The organism is Streptomyces sp. NPDC007808 (assembly GCF_042868655.1).
In the GTDB taxonomy this organism is placed as follows: Bacteria; Actinomycetota; Actinomycetes; order Streptomycetales; family Streptomycetaceae; genus Streptomyces.
On sequence record NZ_JBIAEQ010000002.1, the window covers coordinates 1,164,536 to 1,185,470 of the forward strand.

Sequence of the window (20,935 nt, forward strand, 5' to 3'; positions counted from 1 at the left end):
TCAGTCCTTCACCGCCCCGCCCAGCCCGGACACCAGTCGCCGCTGCACGAGCACGAAGAAGACCAGCACCGGAATCGTCATCACCGTCGACGCCGCCATCACCCCGCCCCAGTCCGGCTCGTCCGGCTTGTAGAAGACGAGCAGGGCCATCGGCAGGGTGGACTGCGATGTGTCGCTGATGATGAAGGACTTGGCGAACAGGAAGTCGTTCCAGGCCGAGATGAAGGAAAACACGCTCGTGGCCACGAGCCCCGGGAAGACCAGCGGGAAAAGGATCTGCCAGAGAAATCTCGACCGGCTCGCCCCGTCCATGTACGCCGCCTCCTCCAGGGCTTCCGGAACGGCCTTCACAAACCCCCGCAGCATCCAGATCGCGAACGGCAGCGAGAAGGCGATGTGCGGCAGGATCAGCGAGCCCAGGGTGTTCAGCTGACCGAAGTCGCGCATGAGGAAGAACAGGGGGATCGTCAGGGCCTCCACCGGCACCGTCTGGGCCACCAGAAACATGATCAGCAAGGTGGTCCGGAAGCGGAACCGGAATCGTGTCACCGCGGTCGCGGCGAGAAACGCGATCAGCGCCGAGGCGATGACGACCGTGCCCGCCACGACAAGGCTGTTGAGGAAGTAGCGGCCGAATTCGTTCTGCCCGAAGACCCGCCGGAAGGAATCCAGGGAAGGGGCGAGCGTCCAGGGCCGCGGCCGGATCGACTCGATCTCCCCGGCCGGTTTGAAGGCGCTGAGCACCATCCAGTACAGCGGAAAGGCCACGGCCGCGGCGATCAGCAGCGCGGACGTCTCGGCGAGCAGCCGCCACGGCCGCCGTACGGCACGCACAAGCCTCACAGCTCCTTCCCCCGCCCGCGCAGCAGCCGCAGGTGGACCAGCGTCACCGCCAGCAGGAGCAGCAGCATCACCACGCCGATCGCCGATCCCAGGCCGTACTGCGAGGACGCGAACGCCTCCTGGTAGGCGTACACGTTCAGCACGAGGTTCTGGCCCGCGATGCCGCCGCCGTTCGTCATGACGTAGATCTGAGTGAAGACCTTGAAGTCCCAGATCACCGACTGGATGGTGACGACCGCCAGGATCGGCCGGAGCATCGGCGCCAGCACCGACCGCCAGATCCGCCACTGCGAGGCGCCGTCGAGCGCGGCGGCCTCCAGCACCTCGGCCGGGACGGCGCGGATGCCGGCGTAGACCGTCACCATCACGAACGGGAAGGAGCACCAGACCACTTCCAGCAGGACGAGGAGGAACGCGCTGAACCGCCCGTACGTCCAGGAGTGGTCACCGAGCCCCAGCACCCTGTTCACCGGCCCGAAGTCCGGGTCGAAGAGGAACAGCCACACCGTCGACCCGGTGATGGCCGGCGTGGCCCACGCCCCCAGCGCGGCCAGCATCAACGCCAGCCGGGGCACGGCACGGACGCGGGTGAGCAGCACGGCGAGCGCACAGCCCACGGCGAGGGTCGACACGACACAGGCCGCCGCGAACACGACCGTGTCGAGCAGCACCTGCCGGAACTGCGGGTCTCTGAAGAGCTCCGTGTAGTTCCCCAGCCCTCGGAAGGCGGTCGGTTCACCGCCGCTGACCTGGGCCTGGGTGTACTGGAAGAAGGAGATCAGGCCGAGCTGGCAGACGGGGTGGACGAGCAGCCCGCCGAGAACGGCGAGAGCAGGGGCGAGGTACAGCCAAGGTGCACCGGAACCCCGCAGGGGGCGCGGGGAAGTGCGCGACGAGCCACGAACCACCGGCGGTCGCGCACGGTCCGCAGCCCCCGGGCCGTCGGGCGCCGTCACCCGGCGGAGCCGAACGCGGCGTCCATCTTCCTCGCCGCGTCCCCCGAAGCCGCCGCCACGTCCTTCTTGCCGCTGATGATCTCCTGGAACATCGTCGGCAGCACCAGCGAGGAGTCGATCTGCGCCCACGCGGGCGAGGCGGGCACGAACCGGGTCCCCGCGGCGAGAGTCTCCACGAACGGCTTCACATACGGCTCCTTCGCGGCGACCTTCTGCCGCACGTCGGTGAAGGTCGGCAGGAACCCCATCGCCTCGAACATCGACGCCTGCGTCTTCTTCGAGGCGAGCCGCTCCATCAGCTCGACCGCCAGCGTCCGGTGCGACGTGCTCTTCAGGACGCCGATGTTGTTGCCCCCGGCGAACGCCGGCGCGACGGACCCCGTCCTCACCCCCGGCAGCGGTACGACCGCGTACGCGCCCTTCACCTTCCCGGCCTCCACCGCGGCGTGGCTGAAGTCGCCGCCGATCGCCATACCCGCCTTGCCGGCCGCGAACGCGGTCACGGTGTCGTTGCCGCCCATGCCCGCGCACTTGGCGGCGGGACAGTTGTCGTCGCCGAAGAGCGAGGTGTACGCCTCGATGCCCTTGCGGGCGGCCGGGCCGTCGATCGCCGAGGTGTACGAGCCGCCCTCGCCGGTGGCGAGCTCACCGCCGTGGGCCCAGACGAACGGCATCGCGCCGTACGTGTACGCCCCGCCCACCACGAGCCCGTACAGCTCGGGCCTGCCGGCGCGGATCTCGCGGGCGGTGGAGGCCAATTCGGCCAAGTTCGCGGGCACTTCGAGGCCGAGCTCCTCGAAGACGTCCGTGCGGTAGTACAGGGCGCGGACACCGACGTAGAAGGGCGCGCCGTAGACCTTGCCGGCCACGGTGACCGACTGCGCGGCGGTGGGGTCGGTGTCCTTCGCCTCGCTCCAGGCGCCGAACTCCTCGGTGACGTCGAGGAGTCCGCCGTCCTTCACATGGCCGGCGGTGTCGGTGTTGCCGTACTCCATGACGTCGGGCGCCGACCCGGGGTCGTTGAAGGCGGCCTTGACGCGTTGGGCGCGGGTCTCGACCGGGATGTACTCGACGTGGACCTCCGTGCCGTCGTGGGCCTTCTCGAAGGCGGCCACGACGGAGTCGACGACCTTCTCCTTCGGCTGGTTGCCGACCTCCCGGAAGAGCCAGACCCGCAGGGTGCCGGTCCGCTCGTCCTCGCCGGAGGCGGAGTCGGTGGAGGTCCGGGGGGCGCAGGCCGCCGCCAGGAGGGTCGCGAGGAGCAGGGCGGGGAGCCGGGGGGAGAGCTTCATGGAGTGGATCCTCCGAACGTGCGTTGCAACATACGCAATGGATGTTTCGCTCTGCACAACACAACGGAGGCTAGGGACCGCATGAACGCGACCACAAGAGGTCTCAACCACTCTGTGACAGGCGGACGCACCCTGTGCAACGCGCGGGCAGCACAAAGGCCCCCAAGGCGCGCGAAACGCGCCTCGGGGGCCTTGTCCTGCCTACGACCGACCGGCCGGGCGAGTCACTTGTCGCCCTTGCCCTTGCCCTTGTCGTCGCCGCCTGCACCCATGGACTCGTAGATCTCCTTGCACATGGGGCACACGGGGTACTTCTTGGGGTCGCGGCCGGGCACCCACACCTTGCCGCAGAGCGCCACGACGGGCGTGCCGTCCAGCGCGCTCGCCATGATCTTGTCCTTCTGGACGTAATGGGCGAAGCGCTCGTGGTCGCCGTCGCCGTGGGAAGTCTGCGGCGTGGGCTCGACGAGGGTCCCCGTACCAGTCCCGCGCTCGGGCTCAAGAGTGCTCATACCGCCAAGAGTACTGAAGCTCACACGCATCAGTTGAGAGATGGGTCGTCCGGATACGTGGCCACCATCGCGAGCTCGCTGCGCTGGCGGCGCAGCACCTCGCGCCAGAGCCTCTCCGGCGACGGCGAGGAGACGTCCCCCGGCTCGGACTCGACCACGTACCAGGCGCCCTCCACCAGCTCGTCCTCCAGCTGGCCCGGCCCCCAGCCGGCGTACCCGGCGAAGATCCGCAGACTGCCGACGGCCGAGGCGAGCAGCTCCGGGGGCGCCTCCAGGTCCACCAGCCCGATCGCGCCGTGCACCCGGCGCCAGCCCAGCGGGGCGCTCTCGCCGGTCGCCTCACCCGGGATGACGGCGACGCCGAGCGCGGAGTCCAGGGAGACCGGGCCGCCCTGGAAGACCACACCGGGTTCACCGGCGAGGTCCGCCCAGTCCTCCAGGATGTCGCCCACGTCCACGGGGGTGGGACGGTTGAGGACGACACCGAGGGAGCCCTCCTCGTCGTGGTCGAGAAGGAGCACCACCGCGCGGTCGAAGTTCGGGTCCGCCAGGGCGGGCGTGGCCACGAGCAGCCGCCCTGTGAGCGAGGACACCTCGGTCATGCCAGACATGATCCCGCATCTTCCCTTCGTGTGGGGAGGCAATGCCGGTACGGGAGTGAATGCAGCTCAGGGCGGAAAGGAGCGCCGCCCGGCGCACGAAGGGAACGGTAACCGCTTGTGCCCGGCGGCGAACGGTTCGTGTTGTGACAGAGCTATGACCTTCCTGAGCCGTCCGCGGGCTTACTCAAGGGGGGTCGGCGGCGATTACCCTTTCTCTCCGGCCCCTGCCCAACTCATCGGAACGCGAGATACATGACCGTCAACGACGATGTCCTGCTTGTCCACGGCGGAACCCCGCTGGAGGGCGAGATCCGTGTCCGCGGTGCGAAGAACCTCGTACCGAAGGCCATGGTCGCCGCTCTGCTGGGCGGCGAGCCAAGTCGACTGCGCAACGTACCGGACATCCGTGACGTGCGCGTCGTACGCGGTCTGCTCCAGCTGCACGGGGTCACGGTCCGTCCGGGTGAGGAACCGGGTGAGTTGGTGATGGACCCCTCGCACGTGGAGAGCGCGAACGTCGCTGACATCGATGCCCACGCGGGTTCCAGCCGTATCCCGATCCTGTTCTGCGGCCCGCTGCTGCACCGCCTCGGCCACGCCTTCATCCCCGGCCTCGGCGGCTGCGACATCGGCGGCCGGCCCATCGACTTCCACTTCGAGGTGCTGCGGCAGTTCGGGGCGCGGATCGAGAAGCGGGCGGACGGGCAGTACCTGGAGGCTCCGCAGCGGCTGCGCGGCACGAAGATCCGGCTGCCCTACCCGTCCGTGGGCGCCACCGAGCAGGTCCTGCTGACGGCCGTGCTGGCGGAGGGCGTCACGGAGCTCTCCAACGCGGCCGTGGAGCCCGAGATCGAGGACCTGATCTGCGTCCTGCAGAAAATGGGCGCCATCATCGCGATGGACACCGACCGCACGATCCGCATCACCGGTGTGGACAAGCTCGGCGGTTACACCCACCGCGCCCTCCCGGACCGCCTGGAGGCCGCCTCCTGGGCGTCCGCGGCGCTGGCGACCGAGGGCAACATCTACGTCCGTGGCGCCCAGCAGCGCTCGATGATGACGTTCCTCAACACCTACCGGAAGGTGGGCGGTGCCTTCCAGATCGACGACGAGGGCATCCGTTTCTGGCACCCCGGTGGCCAGTTGAAGTCCATCGCACTGGAGACGGACGTGCACCCCGGCTTCCAGACGGACTGGCAGCAGCCGCTGGTGGTGGCGCTGACGCAGGCGACGGGGCTGTCCATCATCCACGAGACGGTCTACGAGTCCCGTCTGGGCTTCACCTCCGCGCTGAACCAGATGGGGGCGCACATCCAGCTCTACCGCGAGTGCCTCGGCGGTTCCGACTGCCGCTTCGGCCAGCGCAACTTCCTGCACTCCGCGGTCGTCTCCGGCCCCACCAAGCTCCAGGGCGCCGATCTGGTCATCCCCGACCTGCGCGGGGGTTTCTCCTACCTCATCGCGGCTCTGGCGGCCCAGGGCACGTCCCGGGTGCACGGCATCGACCTCATCAACCGGGGCTACGAGAACTTCATGGAGAAGCTGGTCGAGCTGGGCGCGAAGGTGGAGTTGCCCGGTAAGGCGCTGGGATAGGTCCGGCCCGGTCGGCGTTCGAGAGCGTCGGCCGGCACACAACGATGGGGCGGCACCCGAAGACCGGGCGCCGCCCCATTGGCGTTTCTACGAGCCGCACACCGTCTCGTGGTGCGCGGACGGCAAGGTCACTTGCCCTTGGCCGCTTCCTTGAGCTTGGAGCCCGCGGAGACCTTCACGCTGTAGCCGGCCGGGATCTGGATCGGGTCGCCGGTCTGCGGGTTGCGCGCGGTGCGAGCGGCACGGTGGGTGCGCTCGAAGGTCAGGAAGCCAGGGATGGTGACCTTCTCGTCGCCCTTGGCGACGACCTCGCCGACGGTCTCGGCGAACGCGGCCAGCACGGCGTCGGCGTCCTTGCGGGTCACCTCGGCGCGGTCGGCCAGCGCGGCCACCAGCTCACTGCGGTTCATGTTGTTACTCCCGTGTTCTTTTTGCCTTTGAGGCGTGCCACGCGGCGGAGCCGCATATCGGGCACAGCGAAGTCGATGCTGCCAGGGTCCTCGGACACTGCCCGGACCCGGGTCCGTCGTCAGACCCTCGCGCCCGAAGACGCATCCTGCCCCTACCTGCGGCGGGAAAGCCAATCCGGCACCCGGAGGAGTCGTGAGAACACCCTTGGGAGTCACACGAAGAGAGGGCCCGAGCTTGGCCGTCACCATAAACGGCTGCCACAGGCCCTTGGTTCCACGACGCGCCGTTACAAGGGCTTGCCGTGGCGATCCTCACAGCCGGCGCTCCGGGGGCTGTCCGCCCCCGGAAGGCGGCCGAAACCCTGGACGGGGGTTCCTCCTCAGACGCCGGACGTGCCGGTCGTCGCCGCCCCGGCCGCCTTGGCGGCTTCCCGCACCGCACCGGCGACCGCGCCGGCGACCTTGTCGTTGAACACGCTCGGGACGATGTAGTTCGGGTTCAGCTCGTCCTCGGTCACCACGTCCGCCAGCGCCTTCGCGGCGGCGAGCATCATCTCGGTGTTGACCGTGCGGGACTGCGCGTCCAGCAGACCGCGGAAGACGCCCGGGAAGACCAGGACGTTGTTGATCTGGTTCGGGAAGTCGGAGCGGCCGGTGGCCACAACTGCGGCCGTCTGACGGGCGATTGCCGGGTCGACCTCGGGGTCCGGGTTCGCGAGCGCGAACACGATGGCACCCTCGGCCATGGCGGCCACGTCGTCGCCGTCGAGTACGTTCGGGGCCGAGACGCCGATGAAGACGTCGGCGCCGCGCACGGCTTCCTTCAGCGTGCCCGTCAGCCCCTCGGGGTTGGTGTTGTCGGCGATCCAGCGCAGCGGCGAGTCGGCCGCGGCGTCCACCAGGTCCTCGCGCCCGGCGTGCACGACGCCGTGGATGTCGGCGACGACGGCGTTCTTCACGCCGGCCGCGAGCAGCAGCTTGAGGATCGCCGTACCGGCCGCGCCGGCGCCGGACATGACGACACGGATGTTCTCGATCGCCTTGCCCGCCACGCGAAGTGCGTTGGTGAGGGCGGCCAGGACGACGATCGCGGTGCCGTGCTGGTCGTCGTGGAAGACGGGGATGTCGAGGGCCTCGCGCAGCCGCGCCTCGATCTCGAAGCAGCGGGGCGCGGAGATGTCCTCCAGGTTGATGCCGGCGAACCCGGGGGCGATCGCCTTGACGATCTCGACGATGGCGTCGGTGTCCTGGGTGTCGAGGCAGATCGGCCAGGCGTCGATGCCGGCGAACCGCTTGAAGAGGGCCGCCTTGCCCTCCATGACGGGCAGCGCGGCCTTGGGGCCGATGTTGCCGAGGCCGAGCACCGCGGAGCCGTCCGTCACAACCGCAACGCTGTTGCGCTTGATGGTCAGGCGGCGGGCGTCCTCGGGGTTCTCGGCGATCGCCATGCAGACCCTGGCCACACCGGGCGTGTAGACCATGGACAGGTCGTCACGGTTGCGGATGGGGTGCTTCGACGCCATCTCGATCTTGCCGCCGAGGTGCATCAGGAACGTACGGTCGGAGACCTTGCCGAGCGTGACGCCCTCGATCTGACGCAGCTGCTCGACGATCTCGTCGGCGTGCGAGGTGGAGGTGGCGGCGATGGTGACGTCGATGCGGAGCTTCTCGTGGCCGGACGCGGTCACGTCGAGGCCGGTCACCGAGCCTCCGTGGGACTCGACGGCCGTGGTGAGCTGGGAGACCGCGGTTCCGCTCGCGGGCACCTCCAGCCGGACCGTCATCGAGTAGGAGACGCTGGGCGCCGTTGCCATGGCCGACTTCCTCTGCTTTCACCGTGGAGCTGGGATGTGCCGTCCGATCGTCGCACCTACCGTCGAGTAGGAGTTAGCCGGTCATGGATTGCGAACGTATTGTTCGCCACGTCCCCCACGGAAAGAGACCCACGTCACTTGGTGACGTGGGCCTCTTCGACGTTCATGACACCGACCCGCCATGCTCGCCTCGCGGCAAGTGGTCGCTCGTAGCGACGAAGGTTGGGCCCGGGGGCTTGGATCGAGCCGGTGCCACACCCAGGCTAACAAACAGATCCCGTAAGGCCATTCCCACACCGCGGGTTACTCCGTCCGCCTCGCGGTCCGCGCACCGGATCAGTCTCTGAGCAGGTCCGGCACCCCGGAGGCGTCCGGCTCGTCCCGCTCCCCCGACACCACGGTCAGCTGCTGGGTGGCCCGGGTCAGCGCGACGTACAGCACGCGCAGTCCGGCCGGCGACTCGTCCGCGATCTCCGCCGGGGAGACGACGACCGTGGCGTCGTACTCCAGTCCCTTCGCCTCCAGACTGCCGAGCGCCACGACCCGGTCGCCGAGCCCGGCGAGCCACTTGGCCGCCTCCTCGCGCCGCTGCATGGCGACCACCACGCCGACCGTCCCGTCGACCTGGTCCAGCAGCCGGGCGGCCTCGTCGCGGACCGTCTGCGCGAGGGAGTCCCGTACGACGCTGAAACGGGGCCGCACTCCGGTGGAGCGGACCGCCGACGGGGCCGTGGAGCCGGGCATGGCGAGGGCGAGCACCTTCGCGGCCAGCTCGGCGATCTCGGCCGGGTTGCGGTAGTTCACGGTGAGCTGGAAGCGGCGGCGCGGACGGGTGCCGAGGGCCTCGTCGCGGGCTTCGGCCGCCTCGTCGACGTCGGACCAGGAGGACTGCGCCGGGTCGCCGACGACCGTCCAGGTGGCGTGCCGGCCGCGGCGGCCGACCATGCGCCACTGCATCGGCGTGAGGTCCTGCGCCTCGTCGACGATGACGTGGGCGTACTCGGTGCGCTCGGCGGCCAGCCGCTCGGCGCGCTCGCGCTGCGACTCCTCGCGCACCGGCATCAGCTCCTCCAGGCCGGTGAGCTGGTCGAGCGGGTCGAGCTCGCGCTTCTTCTTCGGGCGGGCCGGGGTGCCGAGGATCGCCTGGAGCTCGTCGAGCATGGCGATGTCGTGCACGGACAGGCCGTCCCGCTTGAGGGAGCGGGCCACCTTGCGGACCTCGCCGGGGTTGAGGATCCGGCGCGCCCAGCGGCCGAGGCGCCGCTCGTCGGCCATCGCCGCGAGGACGGCCCTCGGGGTGAGCTCCGGCCACCAGGCGTCCAGGAAGGCGAGGAAGCTGTCCTCCGAGGTCACGTCCTCGTCGAAGGAGGAGCGCAGCTCGGCTGCGAGCTCGGGGTCGCTGTGGCGGTTCGCGCCGCCGGACGTCTCCCACAGGGCGTCGAGCAGCAGCTTGCGGGCGCGCGGACGCAGCAGGTTGACCGGTGCCGTGCCCCCGAGGGTATTGCGGCGGATACGTTCCAGCGCGTCCGCCTCCAGCTCCAGGCGGCGCCCGAAGGCGACCACGCGCAACCGGGTGGGCGGTCCGGCCGGTGCCTGCGCGGGCGCGCCGGTGCCGTCGTCGCCCGGTTCGTCGCCGAAGGCGAGTTGCCCCACCCGGTTCGCCGTGTGGCCCGAGGCGGGCCGGCGGCCCTGGGCGGTGCCGCCTTGCGGCCCCAGTTCCAGCGCGCCCCGCGCCGCCTTCCGCAGGACCTTGAGCATGCGGTACGAGCCCTTGGCGCGGGCCGTGGCCGGGGAGTCGTAGAGCGTGGCCTCGGCGCCGTCGACCAGCGAGCCGATGGCGCGGATGGCGACCTGGCCCTCCTCGCCCAGCGACGGGAGCACGCCCTCGGTGTAGGCCACCAGCAGCGGGGTCGGCGAGACGATCAGGATGCCCCCCGCGTAGCGGCGCCGGTCCTGGTAGAGCAGGTAGGCGGCGCGGTGCAGGGCCACGGCGGTCTTGCCGGTGCCGGGACCGCCCTCGACATAGGTCACCGAGGCGGCGGGGGCGCGGATGACCAGGTCCTGCTCGGCCTGGATGGACGCCACGATGTCCCGCATGGTGTGGCCGCGGGCCTGGCCGAGGGCGGCCATCAGGGCGCCGTCACCGATGGCGGGCAGTTCGTCGCCGTCGAGGAACGCCTTGAGCTCGGGGCGCATCAGGTCGTCCTCGACGCCGAGCACGCGGCGCCCCTTGGAGCGGATGACCCGGCGTCGCACGACCCGGCCGGGGTCGACCGGCGTGGAGCGGTAGAAGGGCGCCGCGGCCGGGGCCCGCCAGTCGATGACCAGCGGGGCGTAGTCCTGGTCGAGCACGCCGATGCGGCCGATGTGCAGGGTCTCGGCGATGTCGGCGGTGTTGTCCTCGCGGACCGCGCCCTCGGCGGGTTCGACGGCGGTGTACGCGCCGTCGGGTCCCTTCTTGCCGTCCTTGCCGAGCAGCAGGTCGATACGGCCGAAGAGGAAGTCCTCGAACTCGTTGTTGAGCCGGTTGAGGTGGACACCGGCCCGGAAGACCTGCGCGTCCCGCTCGGCGAGCGCGCCGGGCGTGCCGACCTGGCCTCGCTTGGCCGCGTCGTTCATCAGGAACTCCGCCTCGTGGATCTTCTCCTCAAGGCGCCGGTACACCCGGTCCAGGTGTTCCTGTTCGACGCCGATCTCGCGGTCTCTCAAAGAGTCTTCGAGCGCGGTTTCCTGTTGAGCCTGAGCGGCCACCGGGCCCCCTTCTGACGTGCTGGGCAGCCGTCAACCGTACGCGAAGGGGACCCGGAAAAGCTACGGCACGACTACACGTCGACCTCGACGAGCTTGTTCCCGTCGAAGTCCATCACCTCGACATGATCGACGTCGTCCGGGGACATGGACACACCGCCGCTGACGTAGAGCGGGTTCCTGGCCTGCTCGGTCTTGGCGTCCGGGATGCCGTAGCCCCACTTGGGGACGGACCAGGACGCGGCCGTCTCGCGCTCGCCGTCCTTGCTGACGAAGATCAGGGAGCACTTGAGCGGACCCTTGACCCCCTTGAGCTCCATGGCCGTCTCGGTGCCCCACAGCTTCTCCGACATGGCGACGGTCGCGCTGACGCCGGTCGAGGAGTCGGTTCCCGAGACCTTGTCCTGGATGCCGGTGAACAGGTCCTTGGCGGGGTTGGCCGCCTGCACGGTCCGGTTCCCCTCGGTGCCACCGCCGCCGCCGTCGCCGCCGTTCGTCGCCACGGCCACGAACGGGCCGCCGACGATCAGGGCGGCCGCCGCCGCGACCATGTAGAAGCTGCGCCGGCGCTTCTGGGCGCGACGCTCGGCGACCTCGTCGACGAGCTTGTTCACCAGCCGCGGGCTGGGCTTCGCCGACAGCGAGTCCCCGATGGCGGGCGTGCCGGCACCGGGCAGGTCCGCGAGCGCGGCCAGCATCGGTTCCATCCCGGCGAGCTCGTCCAGTTGCTGGGCACACCATTCGCAGGTCGCGAGGTGGGCTTCGAATGCGGTCGCCTCGGCGTCGTCGAGAATCCCGAGGGCGTAGGCGCCGACGGTCTCGTGCTCGCTCGGAACCGGATGTCCCTGCATGGGTCCAGACATACCCGAGCCACCCGTCCCGAATCCCTGGTTACCCCCGTAAACACTCATCACGCCGTCACCCCCCGCTCCTCCAGAGCCAGCTTCATCGACCGCAGGGCGTAGAACACCCTGGAGCGGACGGTGCCGCTGGGTATGCCCAGGGTCTCGGCCGCCTCATTGACGGTACGCCCCTTGAAGTACGTCTCGACCAGTACCTCCCGGTGTGCTGGGGTCAGGTCGTCGAGCGCGTCCGACAGCGTCATCAGCCACAGCGCCTTGTCGATCTCGTCCTCCGCGGGGATGACCTCCAGCGGCGACGGGTCGACCTCCTGCGGCCGGGCCTGCCGGCTGCGGTGGCCGTCGATGACGATGCGCCGGGCGACCGTCACCAGCCAGGGGCGTACCGATCCGGTCGCTCGATTGAGCTGTCCGGCGTTCTTCCAGGCACGGATGAGCGTCTCCTGCACGACGTCCTCTGCTCGTTGCCGATCACCGGCGACCAGTCGAAGGACATACGCGAGGAGGGGTCCGGCGTGCTCTCTGTACAGCGCACGCATCAGCTCCTCATCAGGTTCCGAGGGCTGGGACATGCGATGTCGGGCCCTCGTTCCACGTTCATTGGCCACGACGGAATCCTTGCGCACGCCCACCTCCGATGTCCGGGGGTTCCCCCAGTCGGTCGCTCGTCCACCCTTACGGAAGGGGTGTGTTGAGTGTTCAAAGCGGGACGACACTTTTCTGCGAAGTGACGTGACGAGCGGGACATGGCGGCACATTCCCACCGCGCGATCTTTACAAATCCGTCACATCGGCAAGATCGTTTCTGCGCTTCCCTACGGGTGCGTAGGTAAACAACATGTAATCGAAATCACTTCGACGGCCGTTTCACAGAAGCGACATAACGGGCCGTCAGGCGCGGGCGAGAGCCGCTCGACGGCGATGCCGGGCCACTCTTTCACGGTTCCCGCAGACCTCGCTGGAACACCAGCGCCTCCTGCGCCCCCGGGACGAATCGAGATAGACGATCGGGCAGTTGTCCCCCTCGCACTCCCTCAGTCCGGCCCGCGCAACGGGATCGGTGAGCAGTTCCAGGGCGTCCCGCGCGATGGCGCCGAGCAGCGCCGCGCACTGAGGCGGACGGTCCAACTCCCTTACGAGAGTGCCGTCCTCGCCCCGTCTGGCCCGGGGGGCGGGGGGTGCGGCGCGGGCGACGTCGTTCACATGGCCGAGCGCGAGGTCGTACGACGGCCAGGGCTCGGGGACGATCCCTGCGCGCACCAACTGACCGATCCGTCCCCGCAGTTCGCGGAAGGCGACCAGCCAGGAGGCGTCGGCGTGGGCGAGCGGGGTGCCGGGTGGGACGAGTGCGGAGCGGGCGATCCAGCCGCGCAGGGCCTCCACCGAGTCGAGCCGTTCGTCGGGGTGCGTGGTCGCGAGGAGATCCAGACAGATCCGCCCGGCGTCGAACCGGGGCTCGTACGTACCGGTGGCCGTACCCAGTGCCATGTGCCTGTCACCGCCTAGGGGTCACCCCGGTCAACAGGGGTCGGTGAGATGCCGTGAGGAGAGCCGGGCGAACCGTTCCCTCCCACAGTGCCTGCCCACCGGCACAGCCGGAACCCCCCGTACCGCCGGTCGGCGACGGAACACGTGCGCACGCGGCCGGGCGGGAGCGCCGGCCCTACGACGCCCCCGCCCGGCCGCGGCCCACGGTCACCTGCTCAAACGTCCGCGTACTTCGCGTCGGCCGCCGGATCCAGCGCCAGCCGATAGCCCCGCTTCACCACCGTCTGGATCAACTTCGGTGCTCCCAGGGCCGTACGCAGCCTGGCCATCGCCGTCTCCACCGCGTGCTCGTCCCGGCCCGCCCCCGGCAGGGCCCGCAGCAGATCCGCGCGGGCGACCACCCACCCCGGGCGACGGGACAGCGCCCGCAGCAGCGACATGCCCGCGGGCGGGACCGGTCGCAGCACGTTGTCGACGAGGACCGCGTGCCCGCGGATCTCCACCCGGTGCCCGGCGATCGGCAGCGACCGGGCCCGGCCCGGGAGTTCCTGGCACAGCAGCTGCACCAGCGGGCCGAGGCGGAAGCGCTCGGGCTGGACCGTGTCGACGCCGTGCGCCTGCAGGGGCACCGCGGTGACCGGTCCGACGCAGGCCGGGAGGACGTCGTGGCTGAGCGCGGCGAGCAGTTCGGGCAGCAGCCCGCGCTCCTCGGCCCGGTCCAGCAGGGACACCGCGGCCGGGGCGCTGGTGAAGGTGAGGGCGTCCACGCCCCGGGCGACGGTGGCGTCCAGCAGGCGGTCGACCGGACCGAGGTCCTCCGGCGGCAGCCACCGGTACACCGGCACTCCGAGCACCTCCGCTCCCCCGGCCCGCAACGCCTCCACGAACCCGGGCAGCGGCTCGCCGTGCAGCTGCACGGCGACCCGGCGTCCCTCGACGCCCTCTTCCAGCAGCCGGTCCAGTACCTCGGCCATGGACTCGCTGGACGGCGACCACTCCTCGGTCAGCCCGGCGGCCCGGACCGCCCCCTTCACCTTGGGCCCGCGGGCGAGCAGTTCGACCTGGCGCAGCCGGGCCAACAGGTCCTCGCCCAGACCCCAGCCGTCGGCGGCCTCGATCCAGCCCCGGAAGCCGATCGCGGTCGTGGCGACCACGACGTCCGGTGTCCGCTGGATGATCTCCTTGGTGGCGGCGAGCAGCTCGCTGTCGTCGGCGAGCGGCACGATGCGCAGGGCGGGGGCGTGCAGGACGACCGCGCCGCGGCGCTGGAGCAGCGCCCCGAGCTCGTCGGCCCTGCGCGCGGCGGTCACGCCCACCGTGAACCCCGCGAGGGGCCCGTGTTCGGGTTGCTGCTGTTCGTCGTACATAACTCTCGTCCCGCACTCGAGTCGTGGTGCCTGCCCCAGGTTGCCGCACCGAGGGGGCCCTGAACGCACCCTGGTGGTCACACCTGCATGCCGAGCGAGCCTGTCAACGCTGCGTGACAGGCTCGGTTCGGCTTGATGTCGGCGGTGTTACGTCACACCTCGGCGTAGCTGAGCTGCGGTTTCGCGTCGGCGGCCGGTGTGGTGTCGGTCTCGGAGGCGGCCGGGCGGCGAAGGTATACGGCCCAGGTGACCGCGAAGCAGACGCCGTAGAAGGCGAGGAAGGCGATGAAGGCGCCGGTGCCGGAGCCCACGGTGAGGAAGGACTGGCGGAAGGCGAGGTTGATGCCGAGTCCGCCGAGCGCGCCCACCGCGCCGATCAGGCCCATGGAGGCGCCCGAGAGCCGGCGGCCGTAGGCGGCGGCCTCGTCACCGGTGAGCCCCTTGGCCAGGGCCTTGTTGTGGAAGATGCCCGGGATCATCTTGAAGGTCGAGCCGTTGCCGATGCCGGTCAGGACGAACAGGGCGATGAAGGCGACGGTGAACAGCGGCAGCGACTTCTGCATCGAGGCCACGACGATGACCGCGGTCGCGGCGGCCATGGCGACGTAGTTCCACAGCGTGATCTTCGCGCCGCCGAACCGGTCGGCGAGCGCGCCGCCCAGGGGCCGGATCAGGGAGCCCAGCAGCGGGCCGATGAAGGTGACGTAGGCGGCCTGGAGCGGCGTACGGCCGAACTGGGTCTGCAGGACCAGCCCGAAGGCGAAGCTGTACCCGATGAACGAACCGAAGGTGCCGATGTAGAGGAAGGACATGATCCAGGTGTGGGCCTCCTTCACGGCGTCCTTGGCGGCACCGGTGTCGTTCTTCACGGACGAGATGCTGTTCATCTTCAGCCAGGCGAGGACGGCGGCGACCACGATGAACGGGATGTAGATGCCGAGCAGCAGGCGCGGGCCGCCGCTGGCGCCGATCACCGCGAGACCCACGAGCTGGACCACGGGCACGCCGATGTTGCCGCCGCCGGCGTTCAGACCGAGCGCCCACCCCTTCTTGCGCAGAGGGAAGAAGGCGTTGATGTTGGTCATGCTGGAGGCGAAGTTCCCACCGCCGACACCGGCCAGCATCGCGCAGAGCAGGAACGTGGTGAACGACGTCCCGGGCTCCATCACGAGGAACGCGGCGACCGTGGGCAGGAGCAGCAGGCTCGCCGAGATGACCGTCCACATCCGGCCACCGAAGACGGCTACGGCGAAGGTGTAGGGCACGCGGACGATGGCGCCGACGAGCGTGGCCATCGAGACGATCGTGAACTTGTCCGCGGGGGTGAGCCCGTACTCCGGTCCCATGAAGAGCACCATCACCGACCACAGGGTCCAGATCGAGAACCCGATGTGCTCGGAGAGGACCGAGAAGAACAGGTTGCGCTTGGCGACCTTCTCCCCGGTCTCGTTCCAGAACGTCTCGTCCTCGGGGTCCCAGTGATCGATCCAATGGCCTCCCCTGCTCGCAGCGGGGGCTGTGCTAGGGGCTGTCATGACGCCTCCACGGTCTTCGGGCTCAGGCTCTACGAGTGGCTGATCCCGAAGGTAGGCAGGGCGCGTTTCCTCCCTGTGGCACCGGGTGACCGGAAGGGAACTTTGCTCTCACCCGCCGGGGCGGGCGGATGAGAGGTTGTCTTCATCGTCCCGGTATGGCTCAGCTCTGCGCGGCCCGGGCCCTGCGGCGCGTCTGCTTCCTCGTCCCGTTCGGCCACAGCCTGGGCCGCCGCTTCGCCGCGAGGTCCTCGACCCAGCCCACGGCCATGACCATCAGGCCGATCAACGGCCAGACCAGGAAGAACATCCAGATCATGTACGTCGAGTCGAGCGCCGCCGTGGCCCGTTCGCTCTGCATGAAGGGCAGCTCGTACAGCTGGTCGAGGATCGGAACCGTGGCCATGATCAGGAGGTTGTGCCAGAGGTAGATCGTGACCGCCCGGTTGTTGGACAACGTGACCAGCTTGTCCCACTTCGCCAGTCTGCCCGGCAGTTCCTGCCAGGACGGCGAGTACTGGAGCAGGATGACCACGAAACCGAAGGACCACGTGGCCTGGGCCAGCGGGATGTCGTTCAGGTCCCAGCCGTCCGGGCCCAGGTGGCCCGAGGCCCACCACAGGCCGAAGGCCATGAGGAGAGTCGAGCAGGAGACGGCCACATAGCGCGGGATCTTCGCCAGGAAGCCCTCGTGGTGGGCGAAGCCCAGGACCCAACAGCTGCCGTAGACCGCGAAGTCCGTGACCGCGTTGCCGGTCTCACCGGGGATCGTCACCAGGCCCGTGCCCACGACCGCCGTGAGGCCCAGCGGGGCGAGCAGCGTCGGCCAGGGGGCCCGGCGGAACGCCCACAGCAGGAGGGGGGAGGCCACCACGAACCACAGGTACGCGCGCAGGTACCACAGCGGCCCCGCAGCCTGCACCGCCCAGGTGTCCTCCAGCAGGCCGGACTGCGAGCCGATGTGCCACGGGAACGGCGGTGCGCCGATCGGGATGACGTAGTTGACCAGGTCGAGCAGGGCCCAACTGCCGCCGTGGTCCGGGTCCTTCGTCGGGTTCCAGCCACCCGCGAACATCAGCGCCAGCACCAGCGCGCTGAACGCCCACAGCGGTGGCAGGAGCCGGCGGACACGTCCCCGGATCACGCCCCACGCCGGGCGGTTCAGCGAGCGGGCCATCAGCGAGCCCGCGAGCGCGAACATCACGCCCATGGACGGGAACAGCACCGTCAGCCACGCCCAGCCGAAGAGGTGGTAGACGACGACCCGGACCAGGGCTATGGAGCGCAGCAGGTCGAGATAGCGGTCCCGGCCCGGCTTCTTCGGCGCCGGGTCCGCGGCGGGCACCGGGGCGGTCGGCTCCGGCTCGGCGTTGCGCTGCTGCGGGACGCCGTACGCGGCCGTCGACCGCGCGGGCTCCCGGAGGGCCTCCGCGCCCGCCTCCGCCGGCTGATATCCGTGCGTCATCCCACCGGCCTCCGATCACCGTCGCGGGTACCTGCCGTTCGCTGCCGCGGCACCGGGCCGCCGGGCGCCTCCACGACGCCCGTGCGCCGCAGCTTCTGCCAGCGCAGGCGACCGCCGGTGAGGGCCGTGATCCAGGACTGGAGCAGCACGACGTACATGAGCTGGCGGTAGAGGATCTGCTGCAGGGGGAGCGAGATCAGGTGGGTCATGCGTTCCTTGTCCAGACGGAAGGCGTACGCCGCGCAGACCAGCTGGATGGCCAGGACGCCGAGCCACGCGCCGATCGTCTTCTGCGTCGGGCCGAAGATCAGGCCGTACAGCAGGAACACGTCGATCAGCGGGGCCAGCAGGGGCGCGAGCACCATGAACAGCGACACGAGCGGCAGGCCCACCCGGCCGAAGCGGCCGGACGGGCCGCTCTCCACGAGCGCCCGGCGGTGCTTCCAGATCGCCTGCATGGTGCCGTACGACCAGCGGTAGCGCTGCGACCACAGCTGCTGAACCGTCTCCGGGGCCTCGGTCCAGGCCCGGGCCTTCTCGGCGTACACGACCCGCCAGCCGTCGCGGTGCATCGCCATCGTGATGTCGGTGTCCTCGGCGAGCGTGTCGTCGCTCATGCCGCCGACCCGTTCCAGAGCCGACCTGCGGAACGCGCCGACCGCGCCCGGGATGGTGGGCATGCAGCGCAGGATGTCGTACATCCGGCGGTCGAGGTTGAAGCCCATCACGTACTCGATGTGCTGCCAGGCGCCGATCAGCGAGTCCCGGTTTCCCACCTTCGCGTTGCCGGCCACCGCGCCCACGTTCGGGTCACCGAAGGGCTGGACCAGCTCACGGACCGTGGACGGTTCGAAGACGGTGTCGCCGTCCATCATCACGATCAGGTCGTACCGGGCGTTCGCCAGACCCCGGTTGAGCGCCGCGGGCTTGCCCGCGTTGAGCTGGCGGACGACCCGCACGTTGGGCAGGCCCATCGCCTCGACGATCCGTGCCGTGCCGTCGCTCGATCCGTCATCGACGACGAGCACCTCGATCGGGTGCTCGCTGGCCATCAGCGAACGGACCGTGTTCTCGATGCACTTGGCCTCGTTGTACGCCGGGACCAGCACCGACACCGGTTCGGTGACCGGCGGGCCCCAGCGGAAGCGGCGGCGGCGCACCCGGCGGGCATGGATGCCCGACAGCAGCAGCATCAGCAGGAAGCGGCTGATGACCAGGAAGCCGATCACCGCCAGGCCGACCACCAGCACGGAGGTGATGTTGTCCGAGGCCTGCACCAGGAAGATCCAGGCCTTGCCCTTCCACTTCTCGATGCCGGTGACCGGGGTGTGGGCGCTGGGCGCGTCGAGGGCCTCGGTGAGGTTGGCGAATCGGTACCCCTCGGCCTTCATGTCCGGCAGGAACCGGTCCAGTGCCTCGACGGTCTGGTGGCGGTCGCCGCCGGAGTCGTGCATCAGGACGATGGCGCCCTTGCCGCCCTTGGGGGTGGCGCGGCGGATGATCTCGTCGACGCCCGGCTTCTGCCAGTCCTCGCTGTCGGTGTTGTTGACGACGGTGATGTAACCGCGTCTGCCGATGTACTCCGTCACCGGCCAGGACTTGTTGTCCATGGCGTCGGCGAAGGAGGAGTACGGCGGGCGGAAGAGGGAGGTGCGGATGCCGGCCGCGCCGCTGATCGCCAGCTGGTTCTGGGACAGTTCCCAGTCGATGCGCTTCTGCGTCTGGTACGACAGGTCGGGGTGGTTGAAAGTGTGCAGGCCGACCTCGTGGCCCTCCTCGACCATGCGCTGGACGAGATCCGGGTGGCGCGAGGTCATGGTGCCCGTGACGAAGAAGACGGCGTGCGCGTCGTGCTTCTTGAGCACGTCCAGGACCTTGGGCGTCCAGGTCGGGTCCGGGCCGTCGTCGAAGGTGAGGACCAGGCGGTGGTCCTGCAGCCTCAGACTCTCGGTGCGGCCGCTGCGGGTGTCGATGACCGGGCCGCCCTTGAGGATCTTCTCCGGGACCTTGTCGGAGGCGGCGGAGGGCTGGACGCGGTGGTCGGCCAGGATCTCGTTGTGGACGTAACCGCGCAGCATCAGCATCGCCATCAGGGCGACGAGGACGAGCGAGGGGAGCAGCAGGCGCATGGGCACGCGGCGGCGCCGGGAGCCGTCAGGGGCTCCCTTGGCGGGCCCGTGACGGCGGGTGCGTGATGCCATCAGAGGGTGTACTCCGGGGACGGGGCGGCGGGCGCGGGGGATTCGTCGCCCGGCTCCTGCGCGATGGGCGTGGGGTCGCTCGGGCCGCCCGCGACCGTCCCGCCGGCGGGCTCGTCGATGGTGGGGGGGTCGGTCGGGCCCTCGGTGGGGCCGCCGCCGTCCGTCGGAGTCGGGTCGGGGTCGGGCGTGGCGGGCTCGGTGGGCGGGTCGGGGTCCAGGGTGGGGTCCGTGCCCGGGTTCTGGGTGTTCCTGGTCGTGCTCGGCTCCGGGGCGACGGACGCGCCCGGCTGGTCGGCGCCGGCCGACGCCTCGGGTGCGAGGCCGTCGGCGCCCGCGGACGGGGCGGTGCCGGCGGTGGCCGTGGGGGCGACGCCCGGGGAGACGTCACCGGTGCCGGAGGGCTGCGGGGCCGACTCGGCGGGCAGCGGCGAGGTGTCGACCTGCCCGGCGGGCTGCTCCTTGGGACGCTCCACGGGCAGCCAGGGCGCGTCGGAGTTGCCGGACAGCACCGTGGCGACGATGACCACGGCGTAGACCGCGCAGGCCAGGGCCACGGCCATGCCTATCCGGCGGAAGCGGCGGCTGCGGCGGCCCGACTCGTCGACGAAGACGGGCCCGTCGGAGCTCTCGCCGCCGCCCGGGCCGTCCTTGGCGGCGCGGAGCATGTTGTCGAGCTGCAGACCGACACCGTCGAGCTGGATGGTGACCTCGTGCGGATCGTGGGTGGCGCCGGGTGCGGCCGACCGCACGGGCTCCTCGGCCTCGGCCGCCTCGGCCCACGGGTCGCGGACGGAGGCGACGGGCATCGTCACGCCGGGCTCCGGGAACGCGTCACTCCTGCGCGCCGAGGGCCGGTCGAAAGCCGACCACCCGTCCTGCGCCGGAGTCGGCGGGTACTCGCCCGGACCGCTCCCGCCGACGCGGAGCACTTCCGTCTCACCCGTCGCTGAACGGGGCCGGTGGCCCTGACCGAAAACCTCTGTCTCCCCGGTCACCGGGAACGCCTGGGTCTCACCCCTCGAACCGGCCGGGGAGGAACCGCCCCCGAACCCCGGAACGGCTTCCGGCCACTCCGGTTGGGCGTCTTCTCGCCACTTCTTCATGCGCACGCACATCCCCCCACGGGACCGTTCTGGGTGCGCACACGACACTGAGCACCCGTCGCCGAACCGAGCCCCCACCCGGCCGAGCGCCCCCCTTTACCACAATGTGCTCAGGCGAAGAATGTAGCGCACGCGGAGGTTTCATGGTT

The 20,935-nt window shown here is 70.2% G+C and carries 17 protein-coding genes; 1 reads left to right on the forward strand and 16 read right to left on the reverse strand.

What is annotated here, in order from left to right; genetic code table 11:
- From ACFYNL_RS11595 to ACFYNL_RS11615, 5 genes are all read right to left on the reverse strand, one after another.
- Positions 1 to 843: a carbohydrate ABC transporter permease gene (locus tag ACFYNL_RS11595; protein ID WP_388800348.1), complete on the reverse strand. Its 843-nt coding sequence runs from the start codon at positions 841 to 843 to the stop codon at positions 1 to 3.
- Positions 840 to 1,799, reverse strand: coding sequence for a carbohydrate ABC transporter permease (locus tag ACFYNL_RS11600; protein ID WP_388800351.1), 960 nt, complete (start codon positions 1,797 to 1,799; stop codon positions 840 to 842). Before ACFYNL_RS11600 ends, ACFYNL_RS11595 begins: the two co-directional genes overlap by 4 nt.
- Entirely contained in the window at positions 1,796 to 3,091 is a 1,296-nt protein-coding gene (locus ACFYNL_RS11605; RefSeq protein ID WP_388800355.1) for an extracellular solute-binding protein, read from the reverse strand. The genes ACFYNL_RS11600 and ACFYNL_RS11605 overlap by 4 nt, the downstream gene beginning before the upstream one ends.
- Before the next feature lie 224 nt (positions 3,092 to 3,315).
- A complete protein-coding gene (locus ACFYNL_RS11610) occupies positions 3,316 to 3,603 on the reverse strand; it encodes a DUF3039 domain-containing protein (RefSeq protein WP_019754409.1) in 288 nt (95 codons plus the stop codon).
- Between the two features lie 29 nt (positions 3,604 to 3,632).
- The gene (locus tag ACFYNL_RS11615; RefSeq protein ID WP_388800358.1) at positions 3,633 to 4,205 is read right to left on the reverse strand and encodes a YqgE/AlgH family protein; all 573 of its coding nucleotides are present in this window, start codon (positions 4,203 to 4,205) and stop codon (positions 3,633 to 3,635) included.
- 252 nt (positions 4,206 to 4,457) lie between these two features.
- Here ACFYNL_RS11615 and murA point away from each other — a divergent pair, with 252 nt between their 5' ends.
- Entirely contained in the window at positions 4,458 to 5,798 is a 1,341-nt protein-coding gene (gene murA / locus ACFYNL_RS11620; RefSeq protein WP_388800361.1) for a UDP-N-acetylglucosamine 1-carboxyvinyltransferase, read from the forward strand.
- A gap of 128 nt (positions 5,799 to 5,926) precedes the next feature.
- Here the strand turns inward: murA and ACFYNL_RS11625 are convergent, their stop codons facing one another.
- The 11 genes from ACFYNL_RS11625 to ACFYNL_RS11675 all read right to left on the reverse strand — a co-directional run bounded on the left by ACFYNL_RS11625 (position 5,927) and on the right by ACFYNL_RS11675 (position 20,489).
- Positions 5,927 to 6,208 (reverse strand): HU family DNA-binding protein, encoded by a 282-nt coding sequence (locus tag ACFYNL_RS11625; RefSeq protein WP_007498188.1) that lies wholly within the window; start codon positions 6,206 to 6,208, stop codon positions 5,927 to 5,929.
- A gap of 380 nt (positions 6,209 to 6,588) precedes the next feature.
- Positions 6,589 to 8,022, reverse strand: coding sequence for an NAD-dependent malic enzyme (locus ACFYNL_RS11630; RefSeq protein WP_388800364.1), 1,434 nt, complete (start codon positions 8,020 to 8,022; stop codon positions 6,589 to 6,591).
- A 336-nt stretch (positions 8,023 to 8,358) separates the two neighbouring features.
- Positions 8,359 to 10,773 carry a HelD family protein gene (locus tag ACFYNL_RS11635; protein ID WP_388800367.1) on the reverse strand — a complete coding sequence of 805 codons (2,415 nt, stop codon included), beginning with the start codon at positions 10,771 to 10,773 and terminating at the stop codon, positions 8,359 to 8,361.
- Between the two features lie 71 nt (positions 10,774 to 10,844).
- The gene (locus ACFYNL_RS11640) at positions 10,845 to 11,681 is read right to left on the reverse strand and encodes an anti-sigma factor family protein (protein WP_388800370.1); all 837 of its coding nucleotides are present in this window, start codon (positions 11,679 to 11,681) and stop codon (positions 10,845 to 10,847) included.
- On the reverse strand, positions 11,681 to 12,202 hold the full coding sequence (locus ACFYNL_RS11645) for a sigma-70 family RNA polymerase sigma factor (RefSeq protein ID WP_010039908.1): 522 nt from the start codon (positions 12,200 to 12,202) through the stop codon (positions 11,681 to 11,683). Before ACFYNL_RS11645 ends, ACFYNL_RS11640 begins: the two co-directional genes overlap by 1 nt.
- Positions 12,203 to 12,521: 319 nt before the next feature.
- Positions 12,522 to 13,118: a CGNR zinc finger domain-containing protein gene (locus ACFYNL_RS11650; RefSeq protein ID WP_388800373.1), complete on the reverse strand. Its 597-nt coding sequence runs from the start codon at positions 13,116 to 13,118 to the stop codon at positions 12,522 to 12,524.
- A 215-nt stretch (positions 13,119 to 13,333) separates the two neighbouring features.
- Entirely contained in the window at positions 13,334 to 14,485 is a 1,152-nt protein-coding gene (locus tag ACFYNL_RS11655) for a uroporphyrinogen-III synthase (RefSeq protein ID WP_388800376.1), read from the reverse strand.
- A 152-nt stretch (positions 14,486 to 14,637) separates the two neighbouring features.
- A complete protein-coding gene (locus ACFYNL_RS11660) occupies positions 14,638 to 16,020 on the reverse strand; it encodes a nitrate/nitrite transporter (protein WP_388800379.1) in 1,383 nt (460 codons plus the stop codon).
- Between the two features lie 160 nt (positions 16,021 to 16,180).
- Positions 16,181 to 17,482, reverse strand: coding sequence for an acyltransferase (locus ACFYNL_RS11665; RefSeq protein WP_388800382.1), 1,302 nt, complete (start codon positions 17,480 to 17,482; stop codon positions 16,181 to 16,183).
- Positions 17,479 to 19,683 (reverse strand): glycosyltransferase, encoded by a 2,205-nt coding sequence (locus ACFYNL_RS11670; protein ID WP_388800385.1) that lies wholly within the window; start codon positions 19,681 to 19,683, stop codon positions 17,479 to 17,481. The genes ACFYNL_RS11665 and ACFYNL_RS11670 overlap by 4 nt, the downstream gene beginning before the upstream one ends.
- A complete protein-coding gene (locus tag ACFYNL_RS11675) occupies positions 19,683 to 20,489 on the reverse strand; it encodes a hypothetical protein (protein ID WP_388800649.1) in 807 nt (268 codons plus the stop codon). The genes ACFYNL_RS11670 and ACFYNL_RS11675 overlap by 1 nt, the downstream gene beginning before the upstream one ends.
- Between the last annotated feature and the right edge of the window lie 446 nt (positions 20,490 to 20,935).